18 protein-coding genes and 1 riboswitch are annotated in these 17,008 nt (G+C 47.0%); all 18 genes read left to right on the top strand.

Features of this window, described 5'->3' with window-relative positions; translation table 11 throughout:
• Window positions 1-22: 22 nt before the first annotated feature.
• The 18 genes from ABLT31_RS20740 to ABLT31_RS20655 all read left to right on the top strand — a co-directional run bounded on the left by ABLT31_RS20740 (window position 23) and on the right by ABLT31_RS20655 (window position 16,884).
• A complete protein-coding gene (locus ABLT31_RS20740; protein WP_367755220.1) occupies window positions 23-1,282 on the top strand; it encodes a radical SAM protein in 1,260 nt (419 codons plus the stop codon).
• Window positions 1,283-1,381: 99 nt separating this feature from the next.
• Complete coding sequence (gene rpmE, locus ABLT31_RS20735; RefSeq protein ID WP_367755218.1) at window positions 1,382-1,579, top strand: 50S ribosomal protein L31; 198 nt, start codon at window positions 1,382-1,384, stop codon at window positions 1,577-1,579.
• Between the two features lie 66 nt (window positions 1,580-1,645).
• The gene (locus ABLT31_RS20730) at window positions 1,646-2,218 is read left to right on the top strand and encodes a thymidine kinase (RefSeq protein ID WP_367755216.1); all 573 of its coding nucleotides are present in this window, start codon (window positions 1,646-1,648) and stop codon (window positions 2,216-2,218) included.
• A 523-nt stretch (window positions 2,219-2,741) separates the two neighbouring features.
• Window positions 2,742-4,013, top strand: a complete 1,272-nt coding sequence (locus ABLT31_RS20725; protein ID WP_367755352.1) for an MFS transporter — start codon at window positions 2,742-2,744, stop codon at window positions 4,011-4,013.
• Window positions 4,014-4,080: 67 nt separating this feature from the next.
• Window positions 4,081-4,530: a hypothetical protein gene (locus ABLT31_RS20720; protein WP_367755214.1), complete on the top strand. Its 450-nt coding sequence runs from the start codon at window positions 4,081-4,083 to the stop codon at window positions 4,528-4,530.
• A gap of 160 nt (window positions 4,531-4,690) precedes the next feature.
• Window positions 4,691-5,764: a peptide chain release factor 1 gene (gene prfA / locus ABLT31_RS20715; RefSeq protein ID WP_367755212.1), complete on the top strand. Its 1,074-nt coding sequence runs from the start codon at window positions 4,691-4,693 to the stop codon at window positions 5,762-5,764.
• 2 nt (window positions 5,765-5,766) lie between these two features.
• The gene (gene prmC, locus ABLT31_RS20710; RefSeq protein WP_367755210.1) at window positions 5,767-6,621 is read left to right on the top strand and encodes a peptide chain release factor N(5)-glutamine methyltransferase; all 855 of its coding nucleotides are present in this window, start codon (window positions 5,767-5,769) and stop codon (window positions 6,619-6,621) included.
• 128 nt (window positions 6,622-6,749) lie between these two features.
• Complete coding sequence (spoIIR, locus tag ABLT31_RS20705; protein ID WP_367755208.1) at window positions 6,750-7,337, top strand: stage II sporulation protein R; 588 nt, start codon at window positions 6,750-6,752, stop codon at window positions 7,335-7,337.
• Between the two features lie 87 nt (window positions 7,338-7,424).
• Window positions 7,425-7,547, top strand: a riboswitch (SAM riboswitch).
• 99 nt (window positions 7,548-7,646) lie between these two features.
• The gene (locus ABLT31_RS20700; RefSeq protein WP_367755206.1) at window positions 7,647-9,482 is read left to right on the top strand and encodes a bifunctional homocysteine S-methyltransferase/methylenetetrahydrofolate reductase; all 1,836 of its coding nucleotides are present in this window, start codon (window positions 7,647-7,649) and stop codon (window positions 9,480-9,482) included.
• Window positions 9,483-9,553: 71 nt separating this feature from the next.
• Window positions 9,554-10,012 (top strand): GNAT family N-acetyltransferase, encoded by a 459-nt coding sequence (locus ABLT31_RS20695; RefSeq protein ID WP_367755204.1) that lies wholly within the window; start codon window positions 9,554-9,556, stop codon window positions 10,010-10,012.
• A gap of 110 nt (window positions 10,013-10,122) precedes the next feature.
• Window positions 10,123-11,190: an L-threonylcarbamoyladenylate synthase gene (locus ABLT31_RS20690; RefSeq protein ID WP_367755202.1), complete on the top strand. Its 1,068-nt coding sequence runs from the start codon at window positions 10,123-10,125 to the stop codon at window positions 11,188-11,190.
• A gap of 58 nt (window positions 11,191-11,248) precedes the next feature.
• A complete protein-coding gene (locus ABLT31_RS20685; protein ID WP_367755199.1) occupies window positions 11,249-11,830 on the top strand; it encodes a manganese efflux pump MntP in 582 nt (193 codons plus the stop codon).
• 12 nt (window positions 11,831-11,842) lie between these two features.
• Entirely contained in the window at window positions 11,843-12,571 is a 729-nt protein-coding gene (locus tag ABLT31_RS20680) for a ZIP family metal transporter (protein ID WP_367755197.1), read from the top strand.
• 5 nt (window positions 12,572-12,576) lie between these two features.
• Entirely contained in the window at window positions 12,577-13,026 is a 450-nt protein-coding gene (locus ABLT31_RS20675; RefSeq protein WP_367755194.1) for a low molecular weight protein arginine phosphatase, read from the top strand.
• Between the two features lie 72 nt (window positions 13,027-13,098).
• A complete protein-coding gene (locus ABLT31_RS20670; protein WP_367755192.1) occupies window positions 13,099-14,382 on the top strand; it encodes a methyl-accepting chemotaxis protein in 1,284 nt (427 codons plus the stop codon).
• A 206-nt stretch (window positions 14,383-14,588) separates the two neighbouring features.
• Window positions 14,589-15,038, top strand: a complete 450-nt coding sequence (gene rpiB / locus ABLT31_RS20665) for a ribose 5-phosphate isomerase B (RefSeq protein WP_367755190.1) — start codon at window positions 14,589-14,591, stop codon at window positions 15,036-15,038.
• Complete coding sequence (locus ABLT31_RS20660) at window positions 15,031-15,603, top strand: TIGR01440 family protein (RefSeq protein WP_367755188.1); 573 nt, start codon at window positions 15,031-15,033, stop codon at window positions 15,601-15,603. The genes rpiB and ABLT31_RS20660 overlap by 8 nt, the downstream gene beginning before the upstream one ends.
• 27 nt (window positions 15,604-15,630) lie before the next feature.
• Window positions 15,631-16,884 (top strand): serine hydroxymethyltransferase, encoded by a 1,254-nt coding sequence (locus tag ABLT31_RS20655; RefSeq protein WP_367755186.1) that lies wholly within the window; start codon window positions 15,631-15,633, stop codon window positions 16,882-16,884.
• Window positions 16,885-17,008 lie beyond the last annotated feature (124 nt).

The raw sequence follows: 17,008 nt of genomic DNA, 5'->3' as shown, positions 1-17,008 counted from the left end.
TAGATGTTAAAGGAGTATTTGCATGAATCTTGTCTATGCCGATAAAAACGGCCAAGTATATGATCACCCTGACTATTTGGCAGTGGGCCGCAGCGGGGAAAGCTTATTTGAGATCCTGGAGGAAGAGCTGATTCCGCTTCCGGAAGGGGCCACGCTCGTTAGTTTGCCGAACACCAGGCCAATTGGAATGGATCCGGAAACGGGAGATATGGCTGCGCTGGAAGGCTCCGCTGCCGTAGGTGCGCTTTTGCCGCAAGGTTTTACGCGGCTGATGCTGCCCGGCTATGCGAAGACAGATAAGGATTATAAATTTCCTCTGTTTGGCTATACGGCGGTGGTTTGGAAGGATGACGGCTTTTATGTTGCTGCTCGCCAAAGCGACGAGCATTACAAGTGGAATCCTGCGCATTGTTCCTATGAGGAAGTGAAGGTCAAGGTGGGTGAGCTGCTTGACCAGTACCCGGAAAATCGGGTGATCAAGCATTTATCCAACTGTGCCTTAGAATATGAATGCCTGACGGCTTCGAATACGTTCTTGAACCGTTGGGAGGGAGGGCTCCCTGTCTCCTATTCCTGTAATGCCGGCTGTTATGGCTGCATTTCAGAGCAGCCTGATGACTCCGGATTTGTCGCTCCCCAAACGCGGATGAACTTCAAGCCGACCATTGAAGAATTGGTAGAGGTCATGAAGCATCACTTGAAGACTCCGGAGAGCATCATTAGTTTCGGGCAGGGCTGTGAAGGAGAACCTTCGACTCAAGCGGCGATGATTACGGAAGCCATTCGCCGTGTGCGTGCGGAGACTTCCATTGGATATATTAACATGAATACGAATGCGGGTTTAACGGACCATATTAAAGCCATCGTCGATTCGGGGCTGGATTTAATCCGAGTAAGTACCATTAGCGCGATCGATGATCACTATAATGCTTACTATCAGCCGCGTGGCTACGATTTGCGGAATGTGGAAAAATCGCTTCGCTATTGTGCGGATAAAGGAGTTTATACGTCGATTAACTATCTGTGCTTCCCTGGAGTGTTTGACCGGGAGGAGGAAATGGAAGCGATGATTGAATTCATCCGCCGTTCCGGAGTTCGGTTAATTCAGCTAAGGAACTTAAACATTGACCCAGACAGTTACTTGGCAATGATACCGAAGCCACAAGGGGAAGTATTCGGCATGAAACAGGCCATTGAAATCTATCAGGAGGAATTGCCTGATGTGGTCATTGGTTCCTATACCCATATTCCGCCTAAGGAGTTTCCGATTCGTAGGAGATAATGGCAGTTGAAAAGGCATCTTGCCCGTGATATAATGACAAATGTGTTTAATTTGAACTCTGGTCTACAGATAGGATCAGGGCGGAAAGAGGTGAAAAGAATGAAACAAGCAATTCATCCTAATTATAAAGTGACTAAGGTTACTTGCGCTTGCGGAAACGAGTTCGAAACAGGATCTGTAAAAGAAAACCTTCGCGTTGAAATCTGCTCTGAGTGCCATCCTTTCTACACAGGAAAGCAGAAGTTTGTAGATGCAGGCGGACGTGTTGACAAGTTTAAGAAAAAATACGGTATCTAATACCGAGTGCAAGCGGGCAGGATTTCCTGCCCGCTTTTATTTTGTTTATGGCGAGGAGAAAACGGAATGGCTCAATTGTATTTTCGTTACGGGGCAATGAATGCTTCCAAGTCGATTCAGCTGTTAACGGTAGCCCATAACTATGAGCAGTCAGGGAAACGGGTCTTGGTCTTCACTCCGGCTATTGACGACCGGTATGGAGTAGGCCGAGTGGCTTCAAGAGTAGGAATTAGCCGAGAGGCGATTGCCATCCATGAAGATACAGATATGTTAGCAATTACGAGAAGTCACAGAGAACTGCCGCATTGCGTTTTAGTCGATGAAGGGCAGTTTTTAAGTGCCGCACATGTTGGGCAGATGACCCGCATTGTCGATGAGTTAAATATACCGGTGATTGTTTATGGACTCTTAAAGGATTTTAAAAATCAGTTGTTCGAAGGCTCACGCGCGATCTTGTGTGAGGCGGATAAAATCGAAGAAATTAAAACGGTATGTGTGCATTGCAACAAAAAAGCCACACATATTTTGAAATATAAAGAAGGCCAACCGGTATACTCCGGGGAAACCATCGAGATTGGCGGAGAAGAAACGTACAGCAGTGTGTGCAGAAGACATTATTATCATCCGCCGCAGGCGTAAGAGGCTGTCCCTAAAGGTCGGTAAAAACCGACTTTCGGGATCAGCCTTTTCTTTTCTTCTAAAACTTCGAGTATTTTATAATAGAGTGTGCTCCTATGTGAGAATTAGGGGTACTAGGTAATACTTTTTTGTTGATAAAGGAAATGGCGGGTCTGAGCCCGCTTTTTACGGACTTGGACAAGTATTTCTACTAGTTATTTGCAATAATTCTGGGTTTGTGAGTATGAGGGATCCGTTGTGACAAAAATGAGCCAATCTGTGAGTATTTTTAATAAATCGTGAGTATTGCCGGTGTGAGAGGGTTTGTCGGCAGTTTTTAACCCGCCAACCCTAAAAATGAATGAAAAAACAATAAATTCACTTTATTATATAGTTAATTTCTTATATATTAATAGTGTATATCAGAATGTATACATACAAGCTGCCTGTTATCTTGTTTTGCATGCAAAGGATCTCTTTAACATAGCGATGAGGTCCTTTTTATATTTAGTAAAGATAGGAGCAAAGGACATTGAATTCATCAATTAAAAGGTTCCATTATGCTTGGATTGTACTATTATTAAGCTTCTTCGCATTGTTGTCGGCACAAGGAGTCCGCCTTTCCTTTGGCGCGTTTATTCAGCCTTGGGAGCAAGAGTTTTCCGCAGATCGGGCAGCGGTTTCGCTCATTGCTCTGGTCAGTTATCTGGTTTATGCCGTTTCCGGTCCGGTGGTAGGTAAAGTTGTTGATCAGTATGGTGTGCGTAAAGTTCTTTCCGCCAGTATTCTGATTGTGGGAGTCAGTACGTTAATATCGTTTATGGTTACTTCTACTTGGCAGTTGATTATTTTATATGGTGTGATTTCTTCCATTGGGTTTGGCGGGGCATCTAATGTCGTGACTTCGGTAATGATTACCCAGTGGTTCTATGCTAAAAGAGGATTAGCGTTGGGGTTAATGGCAGCAGGAAGTGGGGCTGGCCAGTTTCTCATCGTTCCTGCCTCCTTGTTCATGATTGACGAATGGGGATGGAAGATTACGGTCGTGACTTGGGGAGTGTTTCTTTGCTTAGTTGTATTGCCCTTAGTCCTATGGTTTATTCGCACTTCACCAGCTGATCTGGGAATGAAAGCATATGGGGAAGAGGAGGACAAGGAAGAAAATATAGAGGCTAAAGAAAAGCCTCCAGAAATGGAAAAGGAGCAGCTGCCCTTTAGCGTGATGATTCGATCACGGGCATTTTGGTTTATAGCTTTTCCTTTTTTTGTTTGCGGGGTGTCAACGACGGGATTGATGGATACCCATCTCATTCCTTATGCACAAATGTGCGGGTTTGCTACAGGAGCCACCAGTCTGGCAGTCAGTTTGCTGGCTGGCTTTAATATTTTGGGAACAGCCCTATCCGGACATTTCGCGGATCGGTGGAATCATCGGTATATGTTAGGTTATATCTATATTATTCGTGCCTTAACGGTTGTTCTGCTCATTTATTCTCAAGATGTTTTTCTTTTATTGGTGTTTAGTGTATTATTCGGTTTGGTTGACTTTGCCACAGTGGCCCCTACAATGATGCTGGTTTCGGAGCAATTTAAAAGGTATTCGGCCGGTGTGGTGTTTGGGTGGGTATATTTCAGCCACCAGCTGGGTTCTGCTGTGGGAGCGTATGTACCGGGTGTGATTTATCGGCTTCAGGGCGGCTATAATACCGTCTTTTGGTTCACGGCTGGGTTGCTTGTGGTAGCCTCTATTCTAAGCTTTACTCTCTCTAAAGGGGAAGACATAAGACAGGATGGATCTTTACAGGAAGCGATATAGGTGGAAAAATTTTTGCAGAGAAAAACCTGCTTCTTCGGATAACCTAAGACCGAGGGAGGTGTCTTCATTGCAACGCAAAACTCTATTTTACGCCTTGATGCTTTGCCTGGTGATGATGATTTCTGCTGCTTGTTCTCCTGCCGCTGGTCCGGCTGACAATGATCGACCGTTTGGCACACTAACCTATAATAAGAACAATGTGTACCATAATCCCTCAGGTCCCTATGATGATGACAAGGGATTTAAGAATGACTTCGTTCTTGCTGATTTGAACCCGAATTTGGTAACGGGAAGAAATGACCTGTATAATCTGGACGCCGATGAACGCATCATGGCACAGATTGCCGCGAACGTTCGCGGGGTGGAACGAGCGACGGCTTACCTTAATGGAGGAACCGCCCATGTCAATATTGATATAGAAGGCGGGGCCGATAAAGCAGCGGTAAGAGCTGCTGTTTATCAGCAATTGCAGCTGAAAATGCCTCGTTACAGCATTGATTTAGAGGTAAGAAGATAGCCTGGACGCGCGTCCGGGTTTTCTTTTTGGGTAAAATAGTTTAAATATGGCCTTTCCAAAAAGGCTCTTTTCCCTATTCATGTGTAGTTGTTTGACATAATATATATTAATCCTTATAATTATACTGTTATAAGTGAAATCAAATCTGAGGTGAACTGCTGTGTTTGATCGTTTGGAAGCAGTAGAAGAACGTTACGAAAAGTTAACGGAGTTATTGTGTGATCCAGATATAATGAACGATCCTTCCAAGCTTCGGGATTATTCGAAAGAGCAATCCGATATGGAAGAAACGGTTCAGACGTACCGTGAATATAAAAGTGTTTCTTCCCAGCTGAAAGAAGCAAAGGCAATGCTGGAGGAGAAGCTGGATGATGAGATGCGCGAAATGGTCAAGATGGAAATTGATGAATTGACCGAGCGTAAGAAAGAGCTGGAAGATCGTATGCATATCTTGTTGCTGCCTAAAGATCCGAACGATGACAAGAACGTTATCGTGGAGATTCGCGGAGCGGCAGGCGGCGATGAAGCGGCTTTATTTGCTGGTGACCTTTTCCGGATGTATTCGCGTTATGCGGAGAAGGCAGGATTTAAGATCGAGATTATGGAAGCTAGCTACAATGATTTGGGCGGATTTAAGGAAGTTATCTTTGCCGTGAAAGGTAAAGGCGCTTACAGTAAATTGAAGTTCGAGAGCGGCGCTCACCGCGTACAGCGAATTCCAACAACCGAATCTGGCGGACGGATTCATACGTCCACGGCTACCGTGGCTGTCTTGCCTGAAGCCGAAGATCTGGAAGTGGAAATTCACGATAAGGATATCCGTATCGATACCTTCTGTTCAAGCGGTGCGGGTGGACAGAGTGTTAACACGACGAAATCCGCCGTTCGTGTTTTGCACGTTCCGACAGGGATCATGGTTAGCTGCCAAGACGAGAAGTCGCAGCACTCCAACAAGGATAAAGCGCTTCGCGTTTTAAGAGCACGCTTGTATGATCTGGAGCAGCAAAAGAAGGCTGCGGAGTATGGCGAAATCCGCAAAAGCAAAGTGGGAACCGGAGACCGCAGTGAACGGATCCGCACGTACAATTTCCCGCAAAGCCGGGTCACCGATCACCGCATTGGCTTGACGCTTCATAAGCTGGACTACATTTTGAACGGGGATCTTGATGAAATCATCAATGCCCTCGTAGTCGAAGAGCAAGCTGAACTCATGCAAAATGCGGAAGGCCTATAAGCATGAACGCTATAACCGTTAGAGAAGCCCTGAAAAGGGCTTCTTCGTTTATGGAATCATTGGAAGACGACAGGTTTTTGGCAGAGATTATCGTTCGGCACGTCTTAGGATGGGACCGCACGCGGCTATTTCTAGGAATGGAGGAATTCATCTCGATGCAGCAATGGTCCGAGGTGGAGCGAATGGTCAAGGAAAGGCTTCAAGGAGTTCCTGTTCAATACCTCATCGGTGAGCAGGAGTTTTATGGGCTGTCGTTTCGCGTTAATCCTTCTGTCTTGATTCCTAGGCCGGAGACGGAAATCCTTGTTGAACAAGTTCTTCATAGGCGAGACGTATCAGATGCTTTGACTGTAGCGGATATTGGGACGGGCAGTGGGGCTATTGCTGTCAGTTTGGCCGTTCATTCCCAGTGGAAGGTTTATGCTGTGGATATCGCCCAGGAATCTTTGGATACAGCTCAAGAAAATAGCCGCATTCATGGCGTCGAGCAGCAGATTACCTTTCTAAAAGGAGATCTCCTGGATCCGCTCCTTCAGCCTGTGGATATTTTAGTTTCTAACCCTCCCTATATTCCTTCAAGCGATGTTCTTGAATTGGATGTGCAGGTCAAGGATCATGAACCGATGCGTGCGTTGGATGGGGGAGAGGATGGGCTTGACTTCTATCGACGGCTTTGTAAAGGGTTGCCGCAGGTCCTTCGTCCAGGCGGATTGGTGGCCTTTGAAGTGGGAATGGGTCAGGCCCGGGATGTAGAGCAATTGCTTTTGAGAACTGGTGTCATTGCTAGAACCGAAGTGATTCAAGATTTAGCCGGGATTGAACGAATTGTGATAGGAGATGGGAAGGCGGGTCTGTAGCTCAGGGAAGCTGGCCTTCCTTTCCTGAATAATAAGTTTTATTCTGAAAATAACGAATCATGTTTAAACCCTTTCTTTTCTGTCTAGACTGTTGGCTAAGGAGATAGAAAAGAGAGGGGAAACAAAACATGAAAAAAGTAAGCTTGGTCTTATTTACATTTATTATATTAATCATGAGTTGGGAGAGTCAGCGTTCAGTTGCTTCCTTGCTAAAAGAAGAACCTATTCCGCAAGATTCCATTCGGCTTCGTGTCATTGCCAATAGCGATTCCCCGCAAGATCAGTGGCTAAAGCAAGAAATTCGAGATCAAATTAATGCTTACCTGGAAGGTAAGGTAACGGATTTGCAAACGATGGAAGAAGCGCGTGAGAAGATGGCAGAGGAATTGCCGCAGCTGCAAGAGGTAGTGGACCAAACTATTGCCAAGCATGGATTTTCTTATACAAGCCAAGTAGAGTTAGGAAAGGTTCCTTTTCCGACAAAAATGTACGGCCAGTATGTATATCCTGCTGGGGAGTATGAAGCCCTTCGCGTAACGGTTGGACAAGGTTTAGGGCAAAACTGGTGGTGCGTATTGTTTCCGCCGCTCTGCTTTGTAGATATCGATACGGGGGATGCCGTTAAGCAGGAAGCTGATGGAGATGGCCCTAAAATTCAAGTGAAGTTCTTCTTAGTCGAAGTCTTTCAGAAGCTTTATCAAAAACTTTTCGCCTAGGAATGATCCTCCATTGACAGATATCGCACCATCCCGTATGATTACGTTAATATAAATACTTAGTGTTTTAAAATAAATCTAACACTTTTCTTATTTGGAGCAGGTGGAGGGACTGGCCCGATGAAACCCGGCAACCCGTTAAGGCGTTCAGGACGCATTAAGGCAGGGTGCTAATTCCTGCAGATACGCAAGGTATCTGGGAGATAAGAAGGGGCTCATGATAGTGTGTTACAGATCCCGAGAACCTTCTGGCTCATTTGCTCAGGGGTTTTTTCTTGTTTTAGGGACTATTGTTTAGGGGTGAGAGACATGGAACAGAAGCAAGGATTGTTAGAAAAAATAAAGGATCAAGTATTAATTGGCGATGGGGCGATGGGGACATTGCTTCATCGCTACGGAATTCCTGTAGGCACTTGTGGGGAAGAGTTAAATGTAACCCGCCCCGATGTCATTAAGGATATCCATCTCCAGTACGTAAAGGCCGGTGCCGACCTGATTGAAACCAATACGTACGGAGCCAATCGAGAAAAGCTTTCGAAGTTCGGCTTGGAGGATCAAGTAGAGGCCATCAACCAGGCGGCAGTTCGCTTGGCCAGAGAGGCCGCAGGAGATTCGGTTTACGTGGTAGGCTCCGTAGGAGGTATTTTAGGCGGAAGAAGAAAAAGTATTCCCCTAGAAGAATTGGAGCAGGTATTTGATGAGCAGATTAAAAGCTTAGTTGAAGCAGGGATTGATGGCTTGCTGCTAGAAACCTTTTGCTTTGTGGAGGAAGCGCTTCTTGCTTTATCTGTCGCTCGGAAATATACTTCATTGCCGGTGATCTGCCAGCTGACGATTCAGGATTTGAACCGGACCCAGGATGGCTATCCGCTGGAAGCGGCATTTGCTCGCCTGGTTGATGCGGGTGCGGACATTGTGGGGTTGAACTGCTACAATGGGCCGGCAAATATTATCCGATCCATTGAATCCCTTCCTGTCAAAGAGGGGCTTAAGTTGTCCGTGTATCCGAATGCTGGGCTTCCGGAATATGTGGATGGACAGTTTTTATATCCGTCTTCAGCGGAGTATTTTGGTCAGTCGGCTGAAACCTTGTACCAGTTAGGGGCGCGAATCTTGGGAGGATGCTGCGGGACAACACCGGAGCATATTGAAGCGGTAGCCACTCGCATCAAAGGAAAAGCGCCTGTGGAAAAAAAGGAAGACTCAGCAATAGGGGTGGTCAAGGAGTCCAAGGTTGCGGTTTTATCCGAACCACACCATGAAAAAACACTTCCTGAGCTCGTTCGGGAAAGACCAACGATCATCGTTGAGCTGGACCCGCCTCGCGATCTGGATTTTGAGCCGTTTTTGGAAGGGGCAGCAGCACTGAAGGAAGCGGGAGCCGATGCCATTACTCTCGCTGACAATTCGCTGGCGATGACGCGGATGAGCAACATGGCGCTGGGGTCTTTGGTAAAGGAGAAAGTGGGCATTCGACCGTTGGTGCACTTGACTTGCCGGGACCGCAATTCGATTGGCCAGCAGTCACATTTAATGGGCTTGTATGCATTAGGCATTGATCACGTGCTGGCGATTACAGGGGATCCAACCCGTTATGGAGATCTTCCGGGAGCTTCTTCCGTATATGACATGACTTCCTTTGAGCTGATCCGGATGACGAAGCAGCTTAATGACGGCGTAGGGTTCTCGGGCCGAACGTTAAAGAAGAGAGCAGCATTTACGGTTGCCGCTGCTTTCAACCCGAATACGCGTCATTTGCATAAGGCGGTTGAGCGCTTGGAAAAGAAGGTGGAGGCAGGAGCGGACTATGTGATGAGCCAGCCGCTCTATGACCATGAGCAGATTTTTCAAGTTGCCGAAGCGACAAAGCATATTCAAGTGCCGATTTTTATTGGGATCATGCCGCTCACAAGCCATCGCAATGCCGAGTTTCTTCACAATGAAGTCCCAGGCATTCGCTTATCGGATGATGTGCGGGCTCGGATGGCTCGCTTTGAAGGGGAAGATGCAAGAAAGCAGGGCAATGAAATTGCCATGGAGCTGATCGAAACGACTCGCCGCCACTTTAACGGAATCTATTTAATTACGCCATTTATGCGCTATGAAATGACGGCAGAGTTGGCGAGGTATGTAAGAAACAGTTAAGCGAAAGGGGCATACTCTATCATTTCTACTCATATGTATGATAGAAATGATAGAGGAAGGGGGCCCTGTCGATGGGGTTAGCGGTGCGGGTAGCCGGAAAGAAAGATATTCATGCGATTGTGAATCTGTTGAAAAAGGGTAAACTGAATGTAGAGGGAATAGAAGCCCATCTGGACCATTTTTTAGTGGTAGAGGAGTTGGGCAGCCAACAGGTCGTAGGAACAGCGGGTCTCGAGATTCTTGGGAATCAGTTTGGATTGCTGCGGTCCTTAGCTGTGGAGCCGGCATTTTTCGATGAAAAGGTAGGGTGGGAGCTTTTGCGGATCCTTCTATCTCGTGCTGGAAAACAGGGCTTGCAGGAAATCTATTTGCTTACACGTTCAGCACCCTTTTTTCAATTTTGTGGGTTTAAGGAAGTGGAGTGGGAAGATATCCCCAGCCAAGTCAAAGCATCCACACATTTTCAACAGTATACACCCAGTTTATCCACGGCTATGGTGTATAAAAGAGCAACAACCGCGCGAATTTAAGACTCTAAACCACACACTTATGCACAACTTATCCACAAACTGTTGATAAGTTGTTTGTTTTATCTCCTACCATAGTAGGAAGAAGTCTTGAAAAAAGGAATGGAAGAGACATGATCGATTATCAGACAAAAACATGGCATGTGGATAACGTTGTGGGGAAAATGGCTGACTATCCACAACTGGAAGAGCCGGCGAGGCTGCTGGCGGACAATGAAGTCATCGCTTTTCCTACCGAGACCGTTTATGGCTTAGGGGCTAATGCCCTGTCATCCCTTGCTGTTCGTAAGATTTTTGAAGCTAAGGGGAGGCCGAGCGATAACCCTTTAATTATCCACATTGCCCACAGGAAGGATCTGGATAACCTTGTTTCGGAGGTTCCAGATAAAGCAGAAAAACTGATGGAAGCCTTCTGGCCTGGTCCTCTGACTTTTATTTTACCGCGAAGAGAGGGAATCGCTCCGGAGGTAACCGCTGGGTTGGACTCTGTAGGGATTCGGATGCCGGATCATCCGGTGGCTTTGGCATTAATTGAACAAGCAGGGGTCCCTGTAGCTGCGCCTAGTGCGAATCGTTCGGGGAGGCCGAGCCCAACAACAGCAGCTCACGTAGAAGAGGACTTGGCGGGACGCATTGCTGGGATTGTGGATGGAGGGAACACGGGAGTCGGTGTCGAATCGACGGTACTGGATATGACCGTGGATCCGCCAATGATCTTGCGTCCGGGTGGGGTCACTCGTGAACAGCTAAAAGCCGTGATCGGCCAGGTGGATCTTGATCCTGGGCTAACCTTGCAGGAAGAGCAGCCGAAATCCCCAGGAATGAAGTATCAGCACTATGCTCCGCAAGGGGAAATGTGGATCGTTCAAGCCGAGAAGGTGGAGGATCAGATAGAGGCGATTCGTTCTTTAGTGGGACAAGCTAAGGAATCTGGAAGGAGAGTCGGCGTGTTGGCAACAGAGGAATCCAAAGAAGCTTATCCACAGGCAGATGTGGTGGCTATCTGCGGATCTCGCCAAGATTTATCCACCGTCGCCCGCTCGCTGTATGATACCCTGCGATCTTTTGATCAACAAGAAGTGAATTATATCCTTTCCGAGTCTTTTCCGGCGGAAGGAGTGGGCCTGGCTGTCATGAACCGGCTGAATAAAGCAGCGGGACATCGCATTTATCGGGCTTAGACAAGAGGATAAGCATCTTTCCTAACCTGTCCGCATATCCATGAAGGAGACAAGGGATATGGTTGGAGGGGATCAAATGGAATGGGACATTACCCAATTGGGACAATTTTACACCATCCTGATGATCGGCATTGCGCTGGGAATGGATGCTTTTTCCTTAGGGATCGGAATGGGGATGTTGGGGATTCGTCTGCGGACGATCGCCAAGATTAGTATTTTGATTGGTTTGTTTCATATCATTATGCCTCTCTTTGGAATAGCCAGCGGCAAATTCCTTTCCGCGGTGGTAGGAGATGTGGCAACCTTTATCGGGGGGCTCATTCTTTGTTTTTTGGGCGCCAATATGGTTTGGGGATCGATCTTCCAGGTGGAAGGGGAGCCCAGGAGCTACCGGACAGAGGGCTTCGGCCTTCTCTTGTTTGCCATGAGTGTGAGCATTGATGCGCTTTCTGTAGGGCTTTCTTTTGGGTTGTTTAAAACCGATGTACTTCTCTCTGTCCTGGTCTTTGGCTTGATCGGGATGTTGATGACGGGTTGCGGACTATTGCTGGGAAAGCAGGTCGGTCATCGAATGGGTGGAGTGGGTGAGGCGCTGGGCGGATTCATCATTCTGGCTTTTGGCATAAAGTTTATGCTATAGGAGGCAGATCATATGGAACTGTTGGTGTTAAGCACTCTTACCGGGATTACTACCCTGTTTGGAGCGGCTCTCGCTCTCCTGTTTGGACAGCCTGGCAGGAAGATTCTTGCTTTTTACCTCGGGTTATCCTCGGGGATTATGGTACTGGTCATTCTTGTGGACTTGCTTCCTTCAGCATTTTCCCAAGGCCCGTATCAAGCGGTGGGAATGGGCTTAGGGCTTGGATTGATAACGATGATAGGAATTCATGGCTTTTTGCACCGGCAAGTGGTTCATGGAGTGAGTATATCTCCTGGTAAAAAGGAATCTTTTCGCGTGGGCCTGCTAATTGCCTTAGCAATTGGGCTGCATAACATTCCAGAAGGAATTGCGATCGGAGCGGGGTTTGAAACCCACCAGCATCTTGGGGTATTGGTGGCTTTATCGATTGCCATCCATAACGTGCCAGAGGGGATTGGAATGGCCATTCCTTTAGCTATGGCTGGAGTGAAAAAAAGACGAGTTTTAGGTATAGCTTTGGCCTTAGGCTTGTGTATCCCTTTGGGAGCGGGGCTCGGACAGCAGTTTTTTGTCGGTTCTCCCTTTCTGGTGGCAGCCGGCACGGCCTTTGCGGCAGGGGCAATGGGTTTTATTGTGTGGACGGAAATCGGTCCGACATCCTTCAAATATGATCGATGGTTTGCATTATGGGGGATGGGTCTCAGCTTAGTTTTGGTTTACATCATCCATGGATTGAGGTGAAGAAAATGAATCTTTTATTTGTTTGTACAGGGAATACCTGCCGAAGCCCCATGGCGGAAGGCCTAATGAAACGGCTGGCGGAACAGGAAAACCTAAGTGTAGAAATTAAATCCGCTGGTGTTGCCGCTGCTTCAGGGACACCGGCATCTGCCCATACGGCGACGATTTTAAAGAATCGGGGAGTAGAACTTGAGCATGCCTCCCAGCCTGTTACGCCAGAATTAGTCAAGTGGGCCGATTTGATTTTAACCATGACCTACAGTCATAAACAAGTGGTTAATCGACAGTTTCCGGAAGCGCAAGAGAAGGTATTCACGTTGAAGGAATATATTGGGGAAATGGGAGACCTTGACGTGATGGACCCTTTTGGCGGTTCATTGGAAGTCTACCGGGAAACCGAGAGTGAGTTGGAAATGGCTTTACTGAAACTTAAGCAAAAAATCGACAAAATTTAGCAGGGTTTTACCAAAAGGAAAACGAATTATTGATTACATTACGATAGAATGTACATTATGGGGGAGTAATCAATGGGCAATAAGATTCGTTTTGGCCTGCAGAAAAAAATCGTCCTCGGCATTGCCGTTTTGTCGGCGGTAACCTATGGGACAAGCTTTTTTTTCCTGACATTTTTAGCTGACTTTTTTCATGGCTTTATGTCTCCCGGTGCGTTTCAGGCAATGGTTCTTCTGATGGGCGTATTTTGGTCCTCCTTATTTGGGTGGATGGCTGCTCGGGTGTTGACGAAGCCCATTGTTCAGCTGGAGAAAACAGCAGAAAAAGTATCTACAGGCGACCTGCGGGTCAAGGTAGAGATTCCGCGGGGAGAGGATGAGCTTCGTTCTCTCGCTTTGGCATTCGAGCGGATGCTAAGTAATTTGCAGGCGATGGTCAAGGATATCGAGGAGAATTTTCGACAAACGGGCGATCATGTACAGGAGTTGACGCACGCGTCTCATTCGGCAGCCATGCAAGCGGAGCAGATCGGGATGACAATCGATGACATAGCCCAGGGAGCCCAAATGCAATCGGCAGCTACCATGCATATGGTCGAATCGTTTGAGCAGCTCAATCAAATGATTGAACAGGTAAATGAAAGTGCCGACCAGACGAGAGAGTTATCCGCTGAAATGGTACATACAATAGAAGTGAGTTCGCAGGTAGCAGAAACGTTAATCGAGGGATTGCATCATTTGGCGAAAGAAAGCCAATCTTCAATAGAAGTCGTGCGAAAGCTGGACGAGCAGGCAAAGCAAATTGGCGATATTTCGAAGCTGGTAGGAACCATGGCGGAACAAACGAATTTGCTTGCCTTGAACGCTTCGATTGAGGCGGCAAGAGCCGGTGAGCATGGTCGTGGATTCGCCGTAGTGGCAGGAGAGGTTCGAAAGCTCGCCGATGAAAGCAAAAAGGCCGTTCAAGCCATTGATCAGCTCATTCACCAGATTCAGCAGGAAGTAGGACAAGCTGTTAAGCAAATAAACGAGCAAGTGAAGCTAGCCACGCTGGAATCCAAGCGGGGAGAAGAAACGAGTAAAGCCCTGGGTGATATTTCGGTAGCCGTGCGCGGTGTCGTAGAAGCGGTGAATGGAATTGTTCAGATGGTGGGTGACCAAACCTCGAATATGAAACAAGCGTTAGAAGAAGCGAGAGATATGGCAAGGATTGCGGAAGAAACCTCAGAAGGTTCTCAATCGGTAGCCGTAGCCGCTCAGGATCAAACCGCGTTCATGGAGGAAATTTCGGCTGCTGGACAGGTGCTGCGCGGGCAGGCGGAGAAGCTGCAGGAGCATATACGAAGGTTCACAGTGTAGAAAGTTTTGATTGAAGCATACTCAGGGTAGCCAGACAAACTTTAGAAAAAAGGGTGGTAGCTTGAAGAACCAGATACTTTCTTATTCTGAAGAAAAGACGAACATTCTAGAGTGTTTTATTAAATATTATTAAGAAAAAAGACTATGTTGATTTGAAATTATAGGGTATAATAAGGACGAAATGCTTGTAAACGGAGGAGATAACGTTGAAAATCGCACTGGGTGCAGATCATGGCGGCTTTCAGTTGAAAGAGGAAATCAAGGCGCTGCTTCAGTCCATGAATATGGAAGTGGCCGATATGGGCTGCAACTGTGAGCAATCCGTTGATTATCCGGATTATGCGTTACCTGTAGCGGAAAAAGTGGCCTCTGGAGAATTTGATCGAGGCATTTTGATATGTGGAACAGGAATTGGGATGTCGATTGCAGCTAACAAGATTAAAGGTATCCGCTGCGCATTAGTACACGATTTATTCTCGGCCAAGGCGACAAGGGAGCATAATGATTCCAATGTATTAGCTATGGGTGCCCGTGTAATTGGACCCGGTGTGGCGCAGGAGATCGTGAAAATTTGGCTGGAAACGGAATTTACAGGTGGACGTCATAGCCAGCGACTCGATAAGATTGCCGATATCGAGGCAAGAGAGGATGTCTAATTCCCAGGAAGTAGAGCAGCAAATTAGAACGGTTATAAGCGAACTGCTCACGATTTTTCCTATGGGCCCGAAGCAGATCCTTGTGATCGGAACGAGCACAAGTGAAGTCGTGGGGGAGCGAATTGGGACGTCCGGAAGCGAACAGGCAGCAGAGACGATCTTTCGCGTTCTTAAGGAATTCCAGCAGAATCATTCCTTTCATCTTGCCTTTCAATGCTGTGAGCATTTAAATCGGGCTCTTGTCGTGGAAAGGGAAACCTTAGACGCTTTTCGTTTAGAAGAAGTCAGCGTGATTCCTGTGCCGAAGGCAGGGGGATCAATGGCTTCCCATGCGTACCAGCAGATGACCGATCCTGCAGTAGTGGAGTCGATTCAGGCCCATGCAGGGATCGACATCGGAGATACGTTTATTGGTATGCATTTGCGCCCGGTAGCTGTCCCTGTTCGTCCAACGATTCGCCAGATTGGGAATGCCCATGTGACGATGGCCTATACTCGCCCTAGGCTAGTCGGGGGAAGCCGCGCGGTTTATCCGGAGAAAAAGCCAATGAAGAGCTGTACGTAAGATAAAAAAGAAATTGGAGGGAAAATCATGTTTCAATATTTGAGCAAGCAAGATCCACAGGTGGCAGAGGCCATTAACCAGGAGCTAGGAAGACAAAGAAACAAGATCGAATTGATTGCATCCGAAAACTTTGTAAGTGAAGCCGTTTTGGAAGCTTTAGGTACTGTAATGACGAACAAGTACGCAGAAGGCTATCCAGGTCGCCGTTATTATGGCGGTTGTGAATATGTCGACATCGTGGAAGACTTAGCCCGCGACCGTGCGAAGCAATTGTTTGGCGCAGAGCATGCAAATGTTCAGCCTCATTCCGGCGCGCAAGCCAACATGGGCGTTTACTTTACGATCTTAAAGCCTGGTGATACTGTTCTTGGTATGAACTTATCTCACGGTGGACACTTGACGCATGGTAGCCCAGTGAACTTCTCCGGAACGCTTTATAACTTCGTGGAATACGGAGTAACGGAAGATACAAATGTGATCGATTATGAAGATGTTCGTGCAAAAGCATTGGAACACAAGCCGAAATTAATCGTAGCCGGAGCAAGTGCTTATCCGCGCGTGATCGATTTCCCTAAAATGCGTGCCATTGCAGATGAGGTGGGAGCTTATTTCATGGTAGATATGGCTCACATCGCTGGTTTGGTAGCGACAGGACATCATCCAAACCCTGTTCCTCATGCACACTTTGTAACGACAACGACCCACAAGACGCTTCGTGGACCTCGTGGCGGTATGATTTTGTGCAAAGAAGAGTTTGCTAAGGCCATCGACAAATCCATGTTCCCAGGTGTGCAAGGTGGTCCGTTGATGCACGTGATCGCAGCAAAGGCTGTTGCATTCGGGGAAGCATTGAAGCCTGAGTTCAAGCAATATAGTGAAAATGTAGTGAAAAATGCAAGCCAGCTTGCTGTATCCCTAAAAGAAGAAGGAATCAAGATCGTATCCGACGGAACCGATAACCACTTGGTATTGATCGATGTACGCAACTTGAACCTTACTGGTAAAGAAGCTGAGCATCTTTTAGATGAAGTAGGCGTAACTACCAATAAGAACACCATCCCATTTGATCCAGCGAGCCCGTTCGTAACAAGTGGCGTTCGTATCGGTACGCCAGCGGTAACTTCTCGTGGCTTCAACGAGGAATCCATGAAAGAAGTGGCAGCAATTATTGCCTTAACCTTGAAAAACCCTCAAGATGAAGCGAAGAAAGAGGAAGCACGTGCACGTGTAGCTGCATTGTGTGAGAAGTTCCCGCTTTATCCGGATATGAAGTTAATCTAATTGGAATGAATTGATCGTGACGATCCCACCGTGGTTACGCCGTGAAGCGTACTATGGTGGGATTTTTATTAGTGGTTCGTGACAAAAACAATCTACTTTGGGAGCATTTTTTAAATATCATATT

This window comes from Ammoniphilus soli, from assembly GCF_040813775.1.
The sequence above is the reverse complement of the archived record's forward strand: the minus strand, read 5'-3'. Positions and strand labels throughout refer to the sequence as shown.

Excerpts from the sequence above, each read along its gene's own strand:
- ABLT31_RS20740 (WP_367755220.1), top strand. The coding sequence starts at position 23 with ATGAATCTTGTCTATGCCGATAAAAACGGCCAAGTATATGATCACCCT.
- rpmE (WP_367755218.1), top strand. The coding sequence starts at position 1,382 with ATGAAACAAGCAATTCATCCTAATTATAAAGTGACTAAGGTTACTTGC.
- ABLT31_RS20730 (WP_367755216.1), top strand. The coding sequence starts at position 1,646 with ATGGCTCAATTGTATTTTCGTTACGGGGCAATGAATGCTTCCAAGTCG.
- prmC (WP_367755210.1), top strand. The coding sequence starts at position 5,767 with ATGAACGCTATAACCGTTAGAGAAGCCCTGAAAAGGGCTTCTTCGTTT.
- spoIIR (WP_367755208.1), top strand. The coding sequence starts at position 6,750 with ATGAAAAAAGTAAGCTTGGTCTTATTTACATTTATTATATTAATCATG.
- ABLT31_RS20700 (WP_367755206.1), top strand. The coding sequence starts at position 7,647 with ATGGAACAGAAGCAAGGATTGTTAGAAAAAATAAAGGATCAAGTATTA.
- ABLT31_RS20695 (WP_367755204.1), top strand. The coding sequence starts at position 9,554 with ATGGGGTTAGCGGTGCGGGTAGCCGGAAAGAAAGATATTCATGCGATT.
- ABLT31_RS20690 (WP_367755202.1), top strand. The coding sequence starts at position 10,123 with ATGATCGATTATCAGACAAAAACATGGCATGTGGATAACGTTGTGGGG.
- ABLT31_RS20685 (WP_367755199.1), top strand. The coding sequence starts at position 11,249 with ATGGTTGGAGGGGATCAAATGGAATGGGACATTACCCAATTGGGACAA.
- ABLT31_RS20680 (WP_367755197.1), top strand. The coding sequence starts at position 11,843 with ATGGAACTGTTGGTGTTAAGCACTCTTACCGGGATTACTACCCTGTTT.
- ABLT31_RS20675 (WP_367755194.1), top strand. The coding sequence starts at position 12,577 with ATGAATCTTTTATTTGTTTGTACAGGGAATACCTGCCGAAGCCCCATG.
- ABLT31_RS20670 (WP_367755192.1), top strand. The coding sequence starts at position 13,099 with ATGGGCAATAAGATTCGTTTTGGCCTGCAGAAAAAAATCGTCCTCGGC.
- ABLT31_RS20660 (WP_367755188.1), top strand. The coding sequence starts at position 15,031 with ATGTCTAATTCCCAGGAAGTAGAGCAGCAAATTAGAACGGTTATAAGC.
- ABLT31_RS20655 (WP_367755186.1), top strand. The coding sequence starts at position 15,631 with ATGTTTCAATATTTGAGCAAGCAAGATCCACAGGTGGCAGAGGCCATT.